The 18118-nt window shown below is 64.0% G+C and carries 15 protein-coding genes; 4 read left to right on the forward strand and 11 right to left on the reverse strand.

All coding sequences use genetic code 11. The annotated features are described in order from the left end of the window. Positions 1 to 21: 21 nt before the first annotated feature. The 5 genes from NHH73_21345 to NHH73_21365 form a co-directional block, all read right to left on the reverse strand. Positions 22 to 1479 (reverse strand): sulfatase-like hydrolase/transferase, encoded by a 1458-nt coding sequence (locus tag NHH73_21345; GenBank protein ID USX25136.1) that lies wholly within the window; start codon positions 1477 to 1479, stop codon positions 22 to 24. 12 nt (positions 1480 to 1491) lie between these two features. Then, positions 1492 to 2418 (reverse strand): TonB-dependent receptor, encoded by a 927-nt coding sequence (locus NHH73_21350; protein USX29669.1) that lies wholly within the window; start codon positions 2416 to 2418, stop codon positions 1492 to 1494. Positions 2419 to 2450: 32 nt separating this feature from the next. Next, positions 2451 to 3797: a TonB-dependent receptor plug domain-containing protein gene (locus NHH73_21355; GenBank protein USX25137.1), complete on the reverse strand. Its 1347-nt coding sequence runs from the start codon at positions 3795 to 3797 to the stop codon at positions 2451 to 2453. 150 nt (positions 3798 to 3947) lie between these two features. Continuing rightward, positions 3948 to 4286 (reverse strand): P-II family nitrogen regulator, encoded by a 339-nt coding sequence (locus NHH73_21360; protein USX25138.1) that lies wholly within the window; start codon positions 4284 to 4286, stop codon positions 3948 to 3950. Between the two features lie 151 nt (positions 4287 to 4437). Next, complete coding sequence (locus NHH73_21365) at positions 4438 to 6492, reverse strand: NAD(+) synthase (GenBank protein ID USX25139.1); 2055 nt, start codon at positions 6490 to 6492, stop codon at positions 4438 to 4440. A 123-nt stretch (positions 6493 to 6615) separates the two neighbouring features. Here NHH73_21365 and NHH73_21370 point away from each other — a divergent pair, with 123 nt between their 5' ends. After that, entirely contained in the window at positions 6616 to 7743 is a 1128-nt protein-coding gene (locus NHH73_21370) for a GNAT family N-acetyltransferase (GenBank protein USX25140.1), read from the forward strand. 136 nt (positions 7744 to 7879) lie between these two features. Here the strand turns inward: NHH73_21370 and NHH73_21375 are convergent, their stop codons facing one another. Then, positions 7880 to 8365 (reverse strand): DNA starvation/stationary phase protection protein, encoded by a 486-nt coding sequence (locus NHH73_21375; GenBank protein ID USX25141.1) that lies wholly within the window; start codon positions 8363 to 8365, stop codon positions 7880 to 7882. Between the two features lie 509 nt (positions 8366 to 8874). On the opposite strand from NHH73_21375, the gene NHH73_21380 reads away from it, so the two are divergent. Continuing rightward, positions 8875 to 9471 (forward strand): Crp/Fnr family transcriptional regulator, encoded by a 597-nt coding sequence (locus tag NHH73_21380; protein USX25142.1) that lies wholly within the window; start codon positions 8875 to 8877, stop codon positions 9469 to 9471. Between the two features lie 115 nt (positions 9472 to 9586). Here NHH73_21380 and ppa read toward each other — a convergent pair whose 3' ends face one another. Next, a complete protein-coding gene (gene ppa, locus NHH73_21385) occupies positions 9587 to 10132 on the reverse strand; it encodes an inorganic diphosphatase (protein ID USX25143.1) in 546 nt (181 codons plus the stop codon). 219 nt (positions 10133 to 10351) lie between these two features. Between ppa and NHH73_21390 the strand changes: the two genes are divergently transcribed. After that, positions 10352 to 10693, forward strand: coding sequence for a hypothetical protein (locus tag NHH73_21390; GenBank protein ID USX25144.1), 342 nt, complete (start codon positions 10352 to 10354; stop codon positions 10691 to 10693). 104 nt (positions 10694 to 10797) lie between these two features. Here NHH73_21390 and NHH73_21395 read toward each other — a convergent pair whose 3' ends face one another. From NHH73_21395 to hemC, 4 genes are read right to left on the reverse strand one after another with little or no spacing between them, the layout of a single operon-like run. Next, the gene (locus NHH73_21395) at positions 10798 to 11964 is read right to left on the reverse strand and encodes a heme biosynthesis protein HemY (GenBank protein USX29670.1); all 1167 of its coding nucleotides are present in this window, start codon (positions 11962 to 11964) and stop codon (positions 10798 to 10800) included. Between the two features lie 32 nt (positions 11965 to 11996). Further along, complete coding sequence (locus NHH73_21400) at positions 11997 to 13160, reverse strand: uroporphyrinogen-III C-methyltransferase (GenBank protein USX25145.1); 1164 nt, start codon at positions 13158 to 13160, stop codon at positions 11997 to 11999. Then, positions 13157 to 13957, reverse strand: a complete 801-nt coding sequence (locus tag NHH73_21405) for a uroporphyrinogen-III synthase (GenBank protein ID USX25146.1) — start codon at positions 13955 to 13957, stop codon at positions 13157 to 13159. The genes NHH73_21400 and NHH73_21405 overlap by 4 nt, the downstream gene beginning before the upstream one ends. A 21-nt stretch (positions 13958 to 13978) precedes the next feature. Then, positions 13979 to 14995 (reverse strand): hydroxymethylbilane synthase, encoded by a 1017-nt coding sequence (gene hemC / locus NHH73_21410; GenBank protein USX29671.1) that lies wholly within the window; start codon positions 14993 to 14995, stop codon positions 13979 to 13981. A 163-nt stretch (positions 14996 to 15158) separates the two neighbouring features. Here hemC and ppc point away from each other — a divergent pair, with 163 nt between their 5' ends. After that, complete coding sequence (gene ppc, locus NHH73_21415; GenBank protein USX25147.1) at positions 15159 to 18029, forward strand: phosphoenolpyruvate carboxylase; 2871 nt, start codon at positions 15159 to 15161, stop codon at positions 18027 to 18029. Positions 18030 to 18118 lie beyond the last annotated feature (89 nt).

Here is an 18118-nt window from a genome sequence, read left to right on the forward strand (position 1 = left end):
GTCGGCGAAACTAACTGAATATTAGTCACTAATTCGAGCTGCTGGCGCAACCCCATAGCGATCCGCTTGCACGTTTCCGCTGACGCCGTGGGTGCGCACATCGGTTGTAATCGGCAGCATTTCCTTGTCCCAAGTCTCCCACTGGGCCTTCAGTTGCGCGAACACCTCGGGGTGGCGCTTGGCCAGGTTGGCGCGCTCGCGCTGATCCTTGACGACGTCGAACAAGAACTCGTTGCCGCCGATTTTCAGATACTTCCAGTCGCCCGAGCGGATGGCGCGCTGGGCGTTGGCCTTGTAGCGCCACAGCACCGTACGCTCGCGCGGCTTGGCCTGGCCCAGCAAGGTCGGCAGCAGGTTCTGGCCGTCCGGTGGATAGGCCGGATCGGGCGCGCCGCCGGCCGCCGCCAGCAAGGTCGGCAGCCAGTCCATGCTGACGGCGACCTGGTCGGTCACCTGCCCCGCCGCGATCTTGCCGGGCCAGCGCACGATGGCCGGCACACGGATGCCGCCCTCCAGCAGCTCGGTCTTTTGCCCGGACAGCGGCCAGTTGTTGGAAAACCGTTCGCCGCCGTTGTCGCTGGTGAAGATGACGATGGTGTTCCCGGCCAGGCCCTTGTCCTCCAGCGCCTTGAGCACACGGCCGATCGACGCATCCAGCGACTCGACCATGCGACCATAAGTCGCAAGATCGCCGCCGTCGTAGTGGAAGATGTTGTCGATGTCGCGCGAGATCGCCTCGTCGCCCGGCCCCTCCCACGGCCAGTGCGGCGCAGTGTAATGCAGCGACAGCAGGAACGGCCTGCCCTCCTTCTGCCTGTTGACGAAGTCGACCGCGCGCGCGCCCAGCAGATCGGTGTAGTAGCCGATCTGCTGCACCGGCACCTCGTCCTCGTACAAATCCTCCTTGACGTTCGGGCCGACGCCGGGCTTGTGCGTGAAGTAATCGATGGCGCCTCCGTAGTTGCCGAAGAAGCTGTCGTAACCGCTTTTGATCGGACCGAAGTTCGGCAGCGAGCCAAGGTGCCACTTGCCGATCAACGCGGTCCCGTAGCCGTTTTTGCGCAGCAGCGACGGCAGGGTCGGATGCGTGCGCGGCAGGCCCAGCGTGTCGGAGGCGCCGGCGATCGGTTCCTCCAGGCCGCCGCGCAGGCGGTACTGGTAGCGGCCGGTGATCAGCGCGAAACGCGTCGCCGAGCACACCGCCGAATTGGCGTAGGCCTGGGTGAAACGCAGCCCCTGCGCGGCGAGACGGTCCAGGTGCGGCGTCTTGATGTCTTTCTGCCCGTAGGCGCCAAGGTCGGCGTGGCCGAGGTCGTCGGCAAGGATGAAGATGATGTTCGGCTGCTGTTTATTCGCGGCCAGGGCGCCCGGCACATAGCCCGCCAGCGCCAGCGCCGGCAGGGTTTTCAGGAGGCGGCGGCGGGCGCCGTTGGTCTGCACGGCGTTCTGATCGTTGGTGGTGTTGATTTCATCGGTCATTGCTGGTCTCCATTAAAAATCCGCGCGGGCGGTCAGGCCCACCTGGCGCGGCGTGCCGATCACGGTGTTGTAGGCGTTGGGACTGGTGTTCCACATGCTGGTGTAGTACTGCTTGTCGAACACGTTCTTGGCCCACACGGAGACATCCCAGCGGGTCGGGCCGTTCTTCCGTTTGATCCCCGCCGACAGGTTGGTCAGGCTGTAGGCCGGAATGCGCGAATACTCGGACGCGTCCAGCGTTCCGTAGGTGGCGGCGCGATAGGCGTAGTTGACGTTGCCGTAGGCTTCGATGTTGGCGGCCAGCGCGTGCGCGTACTGCGCGCTGAGATTGCCGATCCAGCGCGGCGCGTTGACCAGCGCCGCCCGGCCCGACAGGTCGCACGAGGGGCCGGGGCGCTCGGCCGGGCATGGCGCGTTCTTGTACTGGGTGTACTTGACGTCGTTGAACGAGCCGTTGGCGCCCAGCGTGAAGCCGCGCACCACCACCAGGCTGGTGTCGAGCTCGAGGCCACGGCTGCGCACGTCGCCGGCGTTGGTCAGGTAGGACGTGGCGCTGACGGGATCGTAGGCGTTGTTCTGGTAGCCGTGCACCTCGTTCCAGAACAGGCTGGCGTTGACCTGCGCGCGCCGTCCCAGCAGATTGCTCTTGATGCCCAGTTCCAGATTGTTGGCCTTCTCGTTGTCGACCTCGAGCGAGGACACGCCGGCCGCGCCAGGCACCGCCAGGTTGATGCCGCCGGATTTCTCGCCGTGCGAGACGCTGGCGAACGCCAGCACGTCGGTGTCGAGCTTGTACGCCAAGGTCAGCAGCGCGGACGGGCTCAAGTTGTTCAGGCGGACGTCGCCCGAGTTGTAGGCGCCGTAGCGGGCGTTGCGCGCGGCCAGCGCCGCGCCGGCGACCGGGGTGCCGACCGGAACCTCGCGCGTGACGCGGGCCAGCTTGTCCTCGTAGGTGGCGCGCAGGCCGGCGGTCAGGTCCCAGTCGGATCGATATGCCAGATCGACTGGCCGAACAGGGCGTAGCTGTTGACCCGCAGATGGCCGTCAGCGTAGCTGCTGACGTTGCTCCAGGCGCCGGCCGGCGTGGCGTTGAAACGGTCGGCCAGCGGTCCGTTGACGGTGAAGTTGGTGTTGTCCAGGTTCTGGTAATAGTAGTAGGCACCGAGCACCGATTCGACGTCGCGGCCCAGCGGCGTGGCCAGCCGGAACTCCTGCGTGAACTGGCGGTGGCGGGTGGAAGCGCCGACATTCAGCACCACCGGCACGTCGAGGCCGTCTTCATTGTGCGGCGTGAAGTTCCAGAAGCGGTAGGCGCTGATCGAGGTGAACTTGTAGCCGTCGTCGCGCTTCCAGTTGACCTCGCCCGAGACGCCGCCCTGGTGCACGTCCACGTGCGAACCGGCATCGAGGTTGACCTGGCGCCTTGTCGGATCGGTGACCGGATGGGCGCCGACGGCGGCGGCCTGCGTCAGGAACCTGCCGCTGGGGCCGGCGCTGTAGAAGATCAGGGTGCCGTTGTTGGAATCCTCGACGTTGTAATCGGCGATCAGGCGCGCGCTGAGCTCGTTGTTCGGTTCCAGCAGCAGTTGCGCCCGCACGCCCTGGCGGTCGCCGCCCTGCACCTTGTCGCCGTTGTGGATGTTGGTGATGTAGCCGTCCTCGTGCGTCTTGTACAGCGAGATGCGGCCGGCGGCCGTGTCCGAAAACGCGCCCGAGATCACCGCCTTGCCTTGCGCGTAGCCCTGCTCGCCGATGGACAACTGGGCGCTGTTTTCGGCGCGGAAGGTCGGCTGCTTGCTGGTGATGTTGAGCACGCCGGCGGTGGTGTTCTTGCCGAACAAGGTGCCTTGCGGACCGCGCAGCAGTTCGAGTTGCTGGATGTCCAGGGTATCGAAGGCGGCCATGCCGGGACGGGCCAGGTAGACGTTGTCGAGATAGACGCCGACGCTGCCTTCCAGGCCGTCGCTGGCGGGATTGTTACCCAGGCCGCGCACGGCAAAGCTCATCTGGCGCGCGTGGACATAGTTGACGGTGGTGCTCGGCAGCAGCTGCTGCAAATCCTGCACGCGGTAGACGCGGTTGTTTTCGAGGCTGTTCGCGTCCAGCACGCTCATGGTGGTGGGGACGCTCTGGGAGGTCTCGTTGCGGCGGCGGGTGGAGACGGTGACGCGTGCGACCACCTCCTGCGCGGCGTCCGGGGCGGCGGAGGTGGCGTTGAGCGTTGCATTGGCCTGTTCGGGATCGGCGTTCACATCGGACGCCCCGGCGGTCGCCGCCAGCAGCGACAACGCGAGTGCGAAAGGGATGTTCGTATTCATTGCTCGGTATCTTGATGAGTGGAAAGTTTAGCCATATTACTAATCCACCCAGAAAACCCGAACTAATATAACCAAACAACCATATGCGAAAAATATAAGGCGAAAAAAATGCCGGCTAGGCCGGCATTGGAATGTGTTGCGTGGAGAAGCTTACACTGCGTCCGCGCCGGTTTCGCCGGTACGGATACGAATCACCTGCTCGACGTTCTGCACGAAGATCTTGCCGTCGCCGATCTTGCCGGTGCGGGCGGCCTTGATGATGGCGTCGACCACTTGCTCGGCCACGCCGTCATCGACAACCACTTCCACTTTGACCTTCGGCAGGAAGTCGACGACGTATTCCGCGCCGCGATACAGTTCGGTATGGCCCTTCTGGCGGCCGAAACCTTTGACTTCGGTGACCGTCAGGCCGGTGACATTGACTTCAGCCAGTGCTTCGCGCACCTCGTCCAATTTGAACGGCTTAATCACAGCGGTAATCTGTTTCATGACTTCTCCTTATGGGCAATCTAAATTGAATCTGTAGCCGGCGATCCGCAAGCGATTGAGTATATTGTAATCGACAACTTGCTACTGTCCACTCCCGACTGAAAAAGCCGCCCAAAACCGGCCATTTACACGGTTTTTATCTGATTTTTATCTATTCTTGCACTGGAATGGAGCGTAATTCGTCCATCCACACCACGCTTTGCGCGTCGCTCGGCGCGCGCCAGTCGCCCCTTGGCGACAGCGATCCGCCGCTGCCGACCTTGGGCGCGTTCGGCACGCAGCTGCGCTTGAACTGGCTGGTGCGGAAGAAGCGGTCCAGGAAGATGCCCAGGTTTTTCTTGATCGCCGCCAGGTCGTACTGGTTGCGCGTGACATGGTCGCCATCCGGCCAGCGCCCCTGCTCCCTGTCCTTCCACGCGTTGAGCGACAGGAACGCCACCTTCGACGGCCGGAAGCCGAACCGCAGCACGTAGTACAGATTGAAATCCTGCAGCTCGTAAGGCCCGATCGTGCTTTCGGTACGCTGCTCGGGCTGGCCTTCCGCGGTGCCCGGCACCAGTTCCGGACTGATTTCAGTTGCCAGGATGTTGAGCAGCACTTGCGCGTCGTTGCGGCCGATCACGCCCGACTCGGCCACCCAGCGCACCAGGTGCGAGATCAGCGTCTTCGGCACGCTGGCGTTGACGTTGTAGTGCGACATGTGGTCGCCCACGCCGTACGTGCACCAGCCCAGCGCCAGCTCGCTCAGGTCGCCGGTGCCGACGACGATGGCGTTGTGGTGGTTCGCCAGGCGGAACAGGTGATTGGTGCGCTCGCCGGCCTGCACGTTCTCGAACGTGATGTCGTACTGCGCCTGCCCTTCCGAATACGGATGGTTCAAATCCTTGAGCATCTGGATGCAGCTTGGACGGATGTCGATTTCCTGCGCCGAGCAACCCACCAGCGTCATCAACTGGTGCGCCTGCGTCAACGTGCGTTCGCTGGTGGCGAAGCCGGGCATCGTGTACGCCAGGATGTTGGTGCGCGGCAGCTTGAGCTTGTCCATCACGCGCGCGCACACCAGCAGCGCGTGCGTCGAATCGAGGCCGCCGGAGACGCCGATCACCACTTTCTGGATGCCGCTCGACGTCAGGCGCTGCGCCAGCGCCTGCACCTGGATGTTGTAGACCTCGTTGCAGCGCTCGTCGCGGCGGCGGGCATCAGCCGGCACGTACGGGAAGCGCTCGACGCAGCGCTTGAGCGCCAGCGGCTCCTGACGATCGATCTCCAATTCGAAGAACACCGTGCGGAATTTGTTGACCTCGGCCGCGTGGCGCTGCACCGATTGCGCGAACGTGTTCATGCGCATGCGCTCGCGCGACAGGCGCTCCAGGTCGATGTCGGCGAAGGTCAAGGTCGGCTCGTCGACAAAGCGCTTCGGCTCGGCAAGCAAATCGCCGTTCTCGTAGATGACGCCCTGCCCGTCCCAGGCCAGGTCAGTGCTCGATTCGCCGCCGCCGGCCGACGTGTACAGATAGGCGGCGATGCAGCGCGCGGACTGCTGGCCGACCAGCAGGTTGCGGTAATTGGCCTTGCCGACCAGCGCATTCGAGGCCGACAGGTTGACCAGCACCGTGGCGCCGGCCAGCGCCGCGAACGACGATGGCGCCACCGGCACCCACAGGTCCTCGCAGATTTCGACATGGAATTTGAACAGCGGCATGTCGGCCACTTCGAACAGCAAGCCCGAGCCGAACTGCACGCGCTCGCCAAGCAGGTCGATCTCGGTGGCCACCGCATAGTCGGCACTGCTGAACTGGCGGGCCTCATAGAACTCGCCGTAGTTCGGCAAATAGGTCTTGGGCACCACGCCCTGGATCTGGCCGTTGGCGATGACCACCGCGCAGTTGTACAGCTGGTGCTCGACCCGCAGCGGCGCGCCGACCACCAGCGCCATCTTCCACTGCGCCGAGGCGGCGACGATAGTGTCGAGCGCGTCCAGACAGCCGTCGAGCAAAGCGCTTTGATGGAACAAATCGTCGCAGGTGTAGGCCGACAGGCCCAACTCGGGAAACGCCACCAGCGCCGCGCCCTGCGCCGCCGCCTGCCCGGCCAGCGCGATGGTCTGTTCGGCGTTATAGGCCGGATCGGCGATGCGGCACACCGGCGCCGCGATGGCGACCCGGGCGAAATCATGCGTGTACAAATTAAGGAAATTCGAGCTCATGTAAAGTCTTTCGCGTGCGCAACCAAACAAAAGCCAATTATCGCACGGCCACGGACGCGCCGCCGCCAACGGATCAGCGCCAGATAGGCTAGACTGGCGCCAACATCAGAGCTGGAGTAAAGCGTGTCAGAAGCAGAGTTTTCGATCATCGACTCGTTGGAAAACGTCGACCCGGCGCAGTGGCAAGCCATCGCCGGCGACAACCCGACCCTGGCCTACGCGTTTCTGCACGCGTTGCACGACACCCGCTGCGCCTCGGCCCAAACCGGCTGGACGCCGCGCTACCTGGTGATGCACCGCGACGGCGTGCTGGCGGCGGCCATGCCGCTGTATCTGAAGGATCACAGCCGTGGCGAGTACGTGTTCGACCACGCCTGGGCCGACGCCTTCCACCGCAACGGCATTCCCTACTATCCGAAGCTGCTGTCGGCGGTGCCGTTCACGCCGGTGACCGGCGGCCGTTTGCTGGCGCGCACCTCGGAAGACCGCGCCCTGCTGGCGCGCGCGGCCTTGCAGGTGGCGCGGCAGCTGGAGACGTCGTCGTTGCATATCCTGTTCCCCGACGAGCAGGACCGGCAAGCGCTGGAGGCTGCGGGTTTCATGTTGCGCGAAGGGGTGCAGTTCCATTGGGAGAATCCGGGTTATGCCGACTTCGACGCCTTCCTGGCCAGCTTCAAGATGGAAAAGCGCAAGAAGATCCGGCAGGACCGGCGCCGCGTGCTCGATGCGGGCATCACGTTCGAACATTTGGCCGGGCGCGACATCACGCCGGAGGTGCTGCGCTTCTTTTATAGCTGCTATGTCTCGACCTACCACGCGCACTTCTCCAAGCCCTACCTGACGTTGAAGTTTTTCGAGCGATTGTTGAATGAAGTGCCGGACAGTTTGATGATCGTGCTTGCCAAGCGCGGCGAGCAGCCTGTGGCGGTGGCGTTGAACCTGGTGGGCGGCAATATCATGTACGGCCGCTATTGGGGCACGCAGGAATTCGTCTCCGGGCTGCATTTCGAGACGTGTTACGTGCAATCGATTGAATATTGCATCAAACACGGCATCGCGCGCTTCGAGGGTGGCGCGCAGGGCGAGCATAAGATGTCGCGCGGACTGGTGCCGACGCCGACGTGGTCGGCGCATTGGATCGCCGACGAGCGCTTCGCCGATGCGATCGCGGATTTCCTCGCGCAGGAAACGGCGGCCATGAACAACTATATAGACGAGCTGGGCGAGCACGTACCCTTCAAACCGATCTAAAACACGTAGGGCGGATTCGGCGGAACGCCGTAATCCGCCATTCGACGAGCCGTCGAGACGCATGCATGGCGGATTACGCTTCGCTAATCCGCCCTACGTGGAACAGATGTCACGCAGGGTTTACCGTAAGCGTCTCTTACTCTTCCAGCAGGCTGCGCAGCATCCACGCGGTCTTTTCGTGCGTGTCCAGGCGCGTGGCCAGCAGGTCGGCGGTCGGCTGATCGTCGGCGCCTTCCACCAGCGGCAGCAGTCTGCGCGCGGTGCGGGCGGTCGCTTCCTGCGCCTTGACCAGATGCTGAACCATTTCCATCGCCTTCGGCACGCCTTCCACTTCCTTGATGGTCGCCAGCTTGACGAACTCGGTGTACGTGCCCGGTGCCGGATAGCCCAGCGCGCGGATACGTTCGGCGATCAGGTCCAGCGCGGTCCACTGCTCGGTGTACTGCGCCATGAACATCTGGTGCAGGCTGTTGAACATCGGACCTTTGACGTTCCAGTGGAAGTTATGGGTCATCAGGTACAGGGTGTAGCTGTCCGCCAGCAGGCCTGACAGGCCGGCGGCAATGTTCGCGCGACTTTCGTCGGAAAGGCCGATATCGATCTTGGAGGCTTTTGCGTCCATGGGTAACTCCTTCTAGTAGCTTGGACCTTTATTGTAATCGTATCCAGTCCTCCGCGTGGGAACGTACCGTTCGGCAAACCGGTTCAATGCTGACCCGCCGGCGTCATGCGCCGTCGCCGACGCGGCGATCGTTGGCGGCCTCTTTCCTGACGGCGCCGGCCCGCATCGGCGTCCCGGCCGCGCATGGCTGCGCAGGCGCACCGCGAGCACGATGTTGAGGATGCCGGTGATCAGCGCGTTCGATCATGAATCCTCCGATAGCAAAAAAACAGCCGGTACCGAGTCAGATTGGCGCACACGCAAACGGTTCCCGACGATACCTACATTTCATCCACGGGTTAAAATCGGGTTGATACAATTTTGTCCCGATAGATGAAACCAGTTTGCTTCACAGCATTTTCAATCGAGCCTATACTCTATGCCCCGTTGTATGGTTTTATGAGGAATGTGGCACACACAGCATGAATGCAGATTTTATAAAACAACGGAACCGCTTCAAGTCCGCCACGATGAAGCGTATCAATGTCAGTGAAGAGTCTTACACCAACGTGACGAACCTGCTGGCGACGATCGCCGAGCCGTTTCACGCGCGCAAAGGCGAGTTCCTGCAACATGCCGGCGTGCCGGCCACGCAGGTGCACTGGCTCGCCAGCGGCGTCGCGCGCAGCGGATTCTTCAATCGTGACGGTGTCGAGATGACCCTGCGGTTTTTCCGCGAGGGCGAGTCCGCCACCTCGCTGACCGATCTGATCACCGGCGAGACCGGCCAACCGGCCGTGCAATTCCTGGTGGCCGAGACGACCATCCACGGGTTCACCCTGGACTGGGCGCAGTCGTGCGCACTGCGCGCCCAGCATGAGGTGATGCAACACTATCATCTCCAGGCCGCGATGCATGGTTTGCAGAGTCTGGCACAACGCGCCTACAGCAGCGGCGAGACGTCGGCGCAAGAACGCCTGGCCGCGTTCCGCGAGGAATACCCGGGTCTGGAGGCGCGCATCTCGCAACGCGCGATCGCCTCCTACCTCGGCATCACGCCGCAATACATGTCGCGCCTGCGGCGCGAGGCCGAGGCCGAGGCCGCCGAAAGCGCCGCGCGCGAATAAGCACGCCCAGCCTGCCCGACAAATAAAAAAAGCCCCATGTGTGCTTGCCGGGACCAAGGTCCAGGCAAAGCCGCATGGGGCTTTTTTGTGCCGGCCGGATTGGGCCGGCAGGGTATCAGGAATTGCTTGCCGTTTCCTTGTTGTACGCAGCGACGCCGTTCAGGATTTCCTGTTTGGCATCTTCCGGACCGTACCAGCCGTCGATCTTGACCCATTTGCCTTTTTCCAGGTCTTTGTAATGCTCGAAGAAGTGCTGGATCTGGCGCAGGCGCAGTTCGTTCAGGTCTTCCGGCTTCTGCCAGTGGCTGTAGATCGACAGTACCTTGTCGACCGGCACGGCCAGCACTTTGGCGTCTTCACCGGATTCGTCGGTCATTTTGAGCACGCCGATCGGACGGCAGCGCACCACCACGCCCGGGATCAGCGGGAACGGGGTGATCACCAGCACGTCGACCGGATCGCCGTCGTCCGACAGGGTGTTCGGCACGTAGCCGTAGTTGCATGGGTAGTGCATCGCGGTGCCCATGAAGCGATCGACGAAGATCGCGCCCGATTCCTTGTCGACTTCGTACTTGATCGGATCGGCGTTCATCGGAATTTCGATGATCACATTGAAGTCGTTGGGCAAATCGCGGCCGGAAGGCACTTTATTCAAGCTCATGGGTTTCCTCGTTGTTGTGCTGACAAATGTTTACTGCGTAATTATAACGAAGTCCAGGACGCTTGTGCATTGCAGCACTACCGTGCGGAAATTTTAATGCATCAGATCGGACTTGACGAAATACTTGCGCGCATAGGTCGCACTTGCCTACAAGCTCGCCTGCGCCCCCGGCAAGGAGATTCTGATAGCGTGGATATTTACCGCAACCGTGGAGGGATCATGAATCACCAGATCGTACGCATGCTGCCCAGTTTTGAAGCCGCCGAAGCGGCCCGCAATGGCTTGCTTGCCGAAGGCTTTGAAGGCGACGGCATCCATGTCAACGTCACCACCGACGAGGCCGGTCCCGCCGAGAGCAATTTTTACGTGGGCGACTCCCCCGCCGTCAAAGGCGGCTCCGATTACCAGGACGTCTACAAGCCCGCCGCCCGGGGCGATTTGTGCATGATCACGGTGACCGCCGCCGACGCCGCCCAGCTCGAACGGGCGACGGCCATTTTGGAATCGAACGGCGGGATAGACGTCGACCCCGCCCACGGCGCGGCCAGAAGCAGCTTTTAATGCCTCACCCGGGGGTCAAGTCTGTCATTCGGACACGAGCTGGACCGTATAACGCTGCTACGGTCCAGCTCGTGTCTGAATGACAGACTTGACCCCGTAGTTTTTTAGAGGATGGTCGCCAGCGCGCACTGGCGGTAATGGTTGGCGGCCTCTTCGTGCTGCTGCAGCGCTTCGTGCATTTGCGCCAGCTTCAGGTGCGATTCGCGCACCATGCGCGGATCGGACGCGTCCGACAGCGCCTGCTCCAGATAGCGCTGCGCCTTGCCCCACAGCTTCTGCTTCAGGCACAGCGAACCGAGCGTGAGCGCCAGTTCGGCGTCCGTCGGCCGGGCGTGCAGCCATTTTTCGCACGCCTCGATCTGCGCCAGCAAGGCCGCCGAGCCGGCCGGCGCCGCCGCTTCGCGGTAGGCGCGGATCACACGGTCGTCCCAGTCGGCGGCCAGCGATTCCTCGGCCACCCTGCGCGCTTCGTCGTGCAGGCCGCGCGCGTTCAGCGCCGTCGCCGCCAGGCAGGCGACGTAAGGCTTGACGCGGTCGCTGTTCGGCACCGTCGACCAGACCCGCTGCAGCGACTCGGCGTCGTTGGTCTGGTCCGACAGCAGGTCGGCGTAGGCCAGTTCGCGCAAGCGCGCCGACAACGCCGGATGCAGCGCGCGGTGCTTGTCGAGCGAGCGCACCAGGCGCAGCACTTCGGGCCAGTTCTTGGCCTGCTGCTGGGCCTTCAACGACCATTGCAACGCGTGAATGTGACGGGTGCCGCTGGCGTTGAGCTCGCGCACGGCGTCGAGCGCCGCTTCCGGCTGATGGTCGTCGACCAGCAATTCGGTCATCGTCATCAGGCGCGCGGTTTTCATGACATTGTCGTCGTTGAGCCTGGCCAGCCACTGGTCGCGGCGGGCGCCCTGGCGCATGCGGTGTGCGGCGCGGGCGCCGATCAGCGCGGCGACGCCGGCGTTCTCGGGCAGTTCCGAGGCGCGAATGGCAGCCTTTTCGGCGTGGCCGAAGCGGCCTTCGAACAAGGCCTTGAGCGCCTCGCGCAAGCCCTTGTTGCCGTCGCGCTCGCGCTTTTGCTGGCGGTAGAGCGCCACCTTGGCCGGCATTTTAAGGGTGGCGCGCAAGGCGCGGATCACCGCGTAAAGGAACACGAACAGTGCCGCCGCGATCACGCAGAAGAAGTTGAGCGACATGTCGATCCGGTGCGGCGGGTAGAACAGCACCACGTTGCCAGGATTGAAACGCGCCGTCACGGCGATGCCGATGGCCGCGGCCATCAATGCGACCAACCAGAGGAATAATCGCATGGCTATTGCTTCGCTTTGTAGTTACGCACGGCGTTCAGGCTGTCCGACAGGGTCGGCATCTCGATCGCCAAATTGCTGGTCTGCACCTGGCGCAGCAGCGACTGCACCGTTTGAGTGTTTTTGGCGCGGGTGTCGAAGTACTTGACCAAGGCTTCCTGGGCGGCGATCAGGTCGGCGCGGAAGGCTGTTTCATTGCGCGACAGCAGCGCCATGCGGGCGTTCAATAGCCGCAACTTCAGGTTCTCGCGCAGGAAGTAGGCCTGAGTCGGCGACAGCATCAGCGCGTCCGGCGTTTCCACGCTACGCACGCGGATCAGCTGACGCACATCGGTCCACATTTCCGTGCTCCAGCCGGTCCAGGTGTTTTGCAGCGCCAGCAGCCATGGATTCGGCTCGCTCGGCTCGACCACCGCGACCGGCTTGCCGTTCTTGTCCAACACCGGCTTGACCCTGGCCTTGACCTTTTTCTCCGGCGCCGCCGGCAGGGTCGGTTGTTCGTCCGACAGCATCGGCAAGTTGTCGATCTGCGCGATGACGTTGTCCAGGCGCAGCGCCACGCCGACCGAATCGACGCTCGGCAACGCCTTGAGCTTCTCGGTGTCCTTGGCGATGGCGCGGCGGATGGTGATGAATTGCGGCTTGTCCGAGCGCGACAGGCTGCGGTCGGCGTTTTGCAGCGCGATCAGCGCGCCAGGCACGTTGCCGGCCAGTTGCAGCTGCTGGCTGGCGGTCGACAACACTTGTTCGATCTCGGTCAGCGCCCACTCGTCGCGGTTCTTCGACAGATCCTGGTACAGCTGCTCGAGCGCCAATTGCTGGCTCTGCGCTTCCAGTTGTTTGCTTTCCAACAAGCCAACCTTGATCTGCAACTCGCGGCTGGTTTCCTGCACGGTGCGCGCCAGGGTGCCCGTTTCGGCGTTGATGGAGTCGCCCTTTTGCAGGCGCAGCGCCATTTCCTGACGCAGCTTGCCCATCTTGTTATGGGTCGACCACGTCTGGGCGGCCAGCAACACGGCCAGCACCACCACCCCGCCCAGCAGGATGCGCGGCTGCTGCAGCGTATCGAGCAACCGGGGTTCGGGCGGCGATTTCAGCGGCGCGGACGGGGACTCGGCGGCGGAACCGTGCGAGACGACAGGGTCGGGTAATGTAGGCAAATCGTTCATAGGCGTGATTGTAACGCGGCCAGCAGGCGTTCGTCGCCTGATCCGGTGAGCGTCAGACGGGAAAAGCCCAAATTGCTTGCAGTTTCGGCAATTCGGGCGTGCGGTACGATCAAATGCTGTTGTTGCATCGATACAACACAGGACGGCTTGCCGCCGGGACTTTTTATATCGAGCTCGGCCAGTAGGCCGCACAGGCCGCGCAGGGCCTCGGAACTGGTGATGATCCAGTCGTTTTGTTGCGCCAGCAACCGGCGCAAGGTGCTTTCCAGCGCCGCCGTCAATTGCGGCACGGTACGACGGTAGGCCGCGACCACCTCGACCTGGGCGCCGGCCGCGCGCAAGCCGTCGGCCATCAGCTCGCGCCCGCTCTCGCCGCGCACGATCAGCACCGGCTGGTCCTTGAGCGCGGCCAGGTCCAGCGTTTGCAGCAAATGTTCGGAATCGCTGTGGCCGTTGTCGGCCGGGCTGACGATATTAAATTTGTCCGGTGTGACACCATGGGCGGCCAGCGCCAGCCGGCTGCCCTCGCCCACCACGGCCGCCGTCACGCCGGCCGGCCACTGTTGAATATGGGCGAAGGCGGCGTCGATGGCGTTGGGCGACACGAAAGCGACCATCGCGTACGCCGGCACGGGCGCGCACAGCCGCGCCAGCGCGGCGCGTAATGCCGATTGATCCGGCAGCGGCGCGATCTCCAGCAGCGGCAGCACTTCCACCTCGCGGCCCAGCGCGGCCACGCGGGCCGCCAGCGGCCGCGCTTGCGCCAGGGGACGGGTGATGACGACGATACCGGTCATCCCAGTGTCATCCGAGGATCATCAAACCGGCTGGGCGCCGGTCGAGCCGTCGGCGTTCAGCTCGCGCGAGCGCGCCTCCTCCTCGGCCTGTGCGGCGTCGCTCAGGCAGACGGCCAGGATGCCGACCGCGTCCTGCGCGCGCAGCAGCTCGGACACTTGCAGGCCCAGCGCCTCGGGATCGGCGGCCGGACCGTGCACTTCCGCGCTGGCCACCCGGCTGCCGTCCGGCGTGCCGACCATCGCGCGCAGATGCATCTGGCCGTCCTCGACGGTGGCGTAGGCCGCCAGCGGAATCTGGCAGCTGCCGCCGAACACCTTCGACACCTTGCGCTCGGCCGTGACGGCCTGCGCGGTGGCCAGGTCGTTGAGCGGCGCCAGCAAGGCTTTCAGGTCCAGGCCATCGTCGCGTTCGGCGATTTCGATCGCCATCGCGCCCTGCCCGGCCGCCGGCAGGCTGTCCTCCGGCGCCAGCACGGCGCGGATGCGCTGCGACAGGCCCAGGCGTTTGAGGCCGGCGGCGGCCAGGATGATGGCGCTGTAGTCGCCGCGATCGAGCTTGGCCAGGCGGGTGTCGAGGTTGCCGCGCAGCGGCTTGATCACCAGGTGCGGATAGCGCGCGGCGATCAGCGACTGGCGGCGGAGGCTGCTGGTGCCGACGATGGCGCCCGGCGGCAGCTCGGCCAGGGTGGCGTAGTCGTTGCAGACGAAGGCGTCGCGCGGGTCTTCGCGCAGCATCACGGCGGCCAGCGCGAAGCCCTCCGGCAGCTCCATCGGCACGTCCTTGAGCGAATGGACGGCCAAGTCGGCGCGGCCCTCGGCCATCGCTACTTCCAGTTCCTTGACGAACAGGCCCTTGCCGCCCACCTTCGACAGGGTGCGATCCAGAATTTGATCACCTCTTGTCGTCATTCCGACAATTTTGACATCGCACTGCGGATATAATAATGTCAAGCGTTCACGAACATGCTCCGCCTGCCACATGGCCAGGCGGCTCTCCCGCGACGCGATCACCAATCTGGACGGGGGAGTTTGGACCACTTCGGATGTTTTCAAAACCAGTTCTTTCGCTGTAGCTGACGCTCACCGGCGCTGGCCAGTAAATCGCGCATGTTTAAGATCACAAATTTTATCATGCTCACCTTCATGCAGAACCGGGCTACCAGCCTTTGCACCGACATTTCACATCTTTGCGGCTTATCACATGGCAAAACAATCTAGTGCAATCGACGACAACATCGCTGAACAACCCGGCGCGGCCACCGAAGTAGACAAGGACGCGCCCCTTAAAGAAGATATCCGCCTGCTCGGCCGCCTGCTCGGCGACGTGCTGCGCGACCAGGAAGGCGAGGAAGTGTTCGCCGTGGTCGAAACCATCCGTCAAACGGCCGTGCGCTTCCGCCGCGAGGCCGACGCCGGCGCCGCCAAGGAACTGGACGGCATGCTGAAGATCCTCACGCGCGAACAAACCATCTCGGTGGTACGGGCATTCTCGTACTTCTCGCACCTGGCCAACATCGCCGAGGACCAGCACCACATCCGCCGCCGCCGCGCCCACCTGCTGGCCGGCTCGAACGCCCAGAAAGGCAGCATCAACTTCGCGCTGTGCAAGCTCAAGGAAGCCGGCGTCAGCGAGCAAACCGTCGGCGAATTCTTCGACCAGGCCCTGATCGCCCCGGTGCTGACGGCCCACCCGACCGAAGTGCAGCGCAAATCCATCCTCGACGCCGAGCACGACATCGCCCGCCTGCTGGCCGAGCGCGACCTGCCGCTGACGCCGAAGGAAAAAGCCGCCAACATGCACCTCCTGCGCGCGCGCATCGCCACCTTGTGGCAGACCCGCATGCTGCGCTACACCAAGCTGACCGTGGCCGACGAGATCGAAAACGCGCTGTCGTACTACCGCACCACCTTCCTGCGCGAACTGCCGGGGTTGTACGACGACATCGAGAGCGACATCGCCCAACACTACGGTAGCGCGCCGGCCGACGACCAGGAACCGCAAGTCAAGCCGATCAACGCGCCGTACGTGCAGATGGGCAGCTGGATCGGCGGCGACCGCGACGGCAATCCCAACGTCAATGGCGGCACCATGCAGCACGCACTGGTGCGCCAGGCCACCACCATCCTCGACTTCTATCTGGAAGAGGCGCACACCCTGGGCGCGGAGCTGTCGATCTCCACCCTGATGATCGGCTGCACCCCCGCCCTGCAGGCGCTGGCCGACCAGTCGCCGGACACCTCCGACCACCGTGCCGACGAACCATACCGCCGTGCCCTGATCGGCATCTACGCCCGCCTGGCCAGCACCGCCCGCGCCCTGGGCGCGACCAATATCCTGCGCAAGGAAGTCGGCCACGCCGAGCCGTACGCCAGCGCCGCCGCGTTCTCGGCCGACCTGCAAACGCTGGTCGAGTCGCTCACCGCCAACCACGGCGAAGTGCTGGTGCGTCCGCGCCTGTCGACGTTGAAGCGCGCGGCCGACATCTTCGGCTTCCACCTGGCGTCGCTGGACATGCGCCAATCGTCCGACATCCACGAGCGCGTGCTGGCCGAGCTGTTCGCCAAGGCCGGCGGCGAGCCCGCCTACGCCTCGCTCGACGAGGACGCGAAGGTGGCGCTGCTGCTGAGCGAGCTGTCGCAACCGCGCCTGCTGTATTCGCCGTACATCGACTACTCCGACGAGACCGATTCGGAGCTGGGCGTGCTGCGCGCGGCGCGCCAGATCCGCGACCGCTACGGCGCGCGCGCGATCCGCAACTACATCATCTCGCACACGGAAACCGTGTCCGACCTGCTGGAAGTGATGCTGCTGCAAAAGGAAATGGGCTTGCTGCGCATCGCCGCGGGCGAGGCGGAAGCGGAACTCGACCTGATGGTCATCCCGCTGTTCGAAACCATCCCCGACCTGCAACGCGCCGCCGGCATCATGGAAGCGGTGATGGCGCTGCCGCTGGTCAAGGGCCTGATCGCCAAGCAGGGCCAGATCCAGGAAGTCATGCTCGGTTATTCGGACTCCAACAAGGACGGCGGTTTCCTGACCTCGACCTGGGAACTGTACAAGGCCGAAACCCACCTGGTGACGGTGTTCGAAAAAGCCGGCGTCAAGCTGCGCCTGTTCCACGGCCGGGGCGGCACGGTCGGCCGTGGCGGCGGTCCGAGCTACGAGGCCATCCTGGCGCAGCCGCACGGCACCGTCAACGGCCAGATCCGCCTGACCGAACAGGGCGAGATCATCGCCTCCAAGTTCTCCAACAAGGACATCGGCCGCCGCAACCTCGAGCTGCTGGTCGCCGCGACCCTGGAAGCGAGCCTGATGCCGCAGTCGGAAGACAGCGCCCACCTGGCCCAGCTGCGCGAGTTCGAAACGGTGATGGCGGAGATCTCCGACCGCGCCTACAAGGCCTACCGCAACCTGGTCTATGAAACCCCGGGTTTCACCGACTACTTCTTCAGCGCCACGCCGATCGCCGAGATCGCCGAACTGAACCTCGGTTCGCGCCCGGCCTCGCGCAAGTCGACCAAGCGCATCGAAGACCTGCGGGCGATCCCGTGGGGCTTCTCGTGGGGCCAGTGCCGCCTGCTGCTGCCGGGCTGGTACGGCTTCGGCAGCGCCATCGGCGCCTGGATCGCCGACGGCGACAAACCAGTGCGGCTGGCGCAGCTGCGCAATATGTCGCAGCAATGGCCGTTCTTCGCCACCTTGCTGTCGAACATGGACATGGTGCTGGCCAAGACCGACCTGGCGATCGCCTCGCGCTACGCCGAGCTGGTGGCGGACAAGGAACTGCGCGAGCGCATCTTCAAGCGCATCACCGAAGAGCACGCCAACACCTTGGCGATCCTGCAGGACATCACCGGCGCGTCCGAGCGCCTGACGGGCAACCCGCTGCTGGCGCGCTCGATCCAGAACCGCATCGCCTACCTCGATCCGCTGAACCACTTGCAGGTCGAGCTGATCAAGCGCCACCGCGCGCTGACGGTCGATCCGGCCAAGGCGACGGACGAGCGGGTCCACCGCGGCATCCACCTGTCGATCAACGGCGTCGCGGCCGGCTTGCGCAACACCGGCTAAGCGGCCGGACAAGCTATTGAAAGACCAGCGCCCCGACTGATCACCGGGGCGTTTTCTTGCCTTCTTCATTCTGATTTGCTTGAAATCCG

The sequence above is a fragment of the Oxalobacteraceae bacterium OTU3CINTB1 genome, assembly GCA_024123955.1.
Classification (GTDB): domain Bacteria; phylum Pseudomonadota; class Gammaproteobacteria; order Burkholderiales; family Burkholderiaceae_D; genus Rugamonas.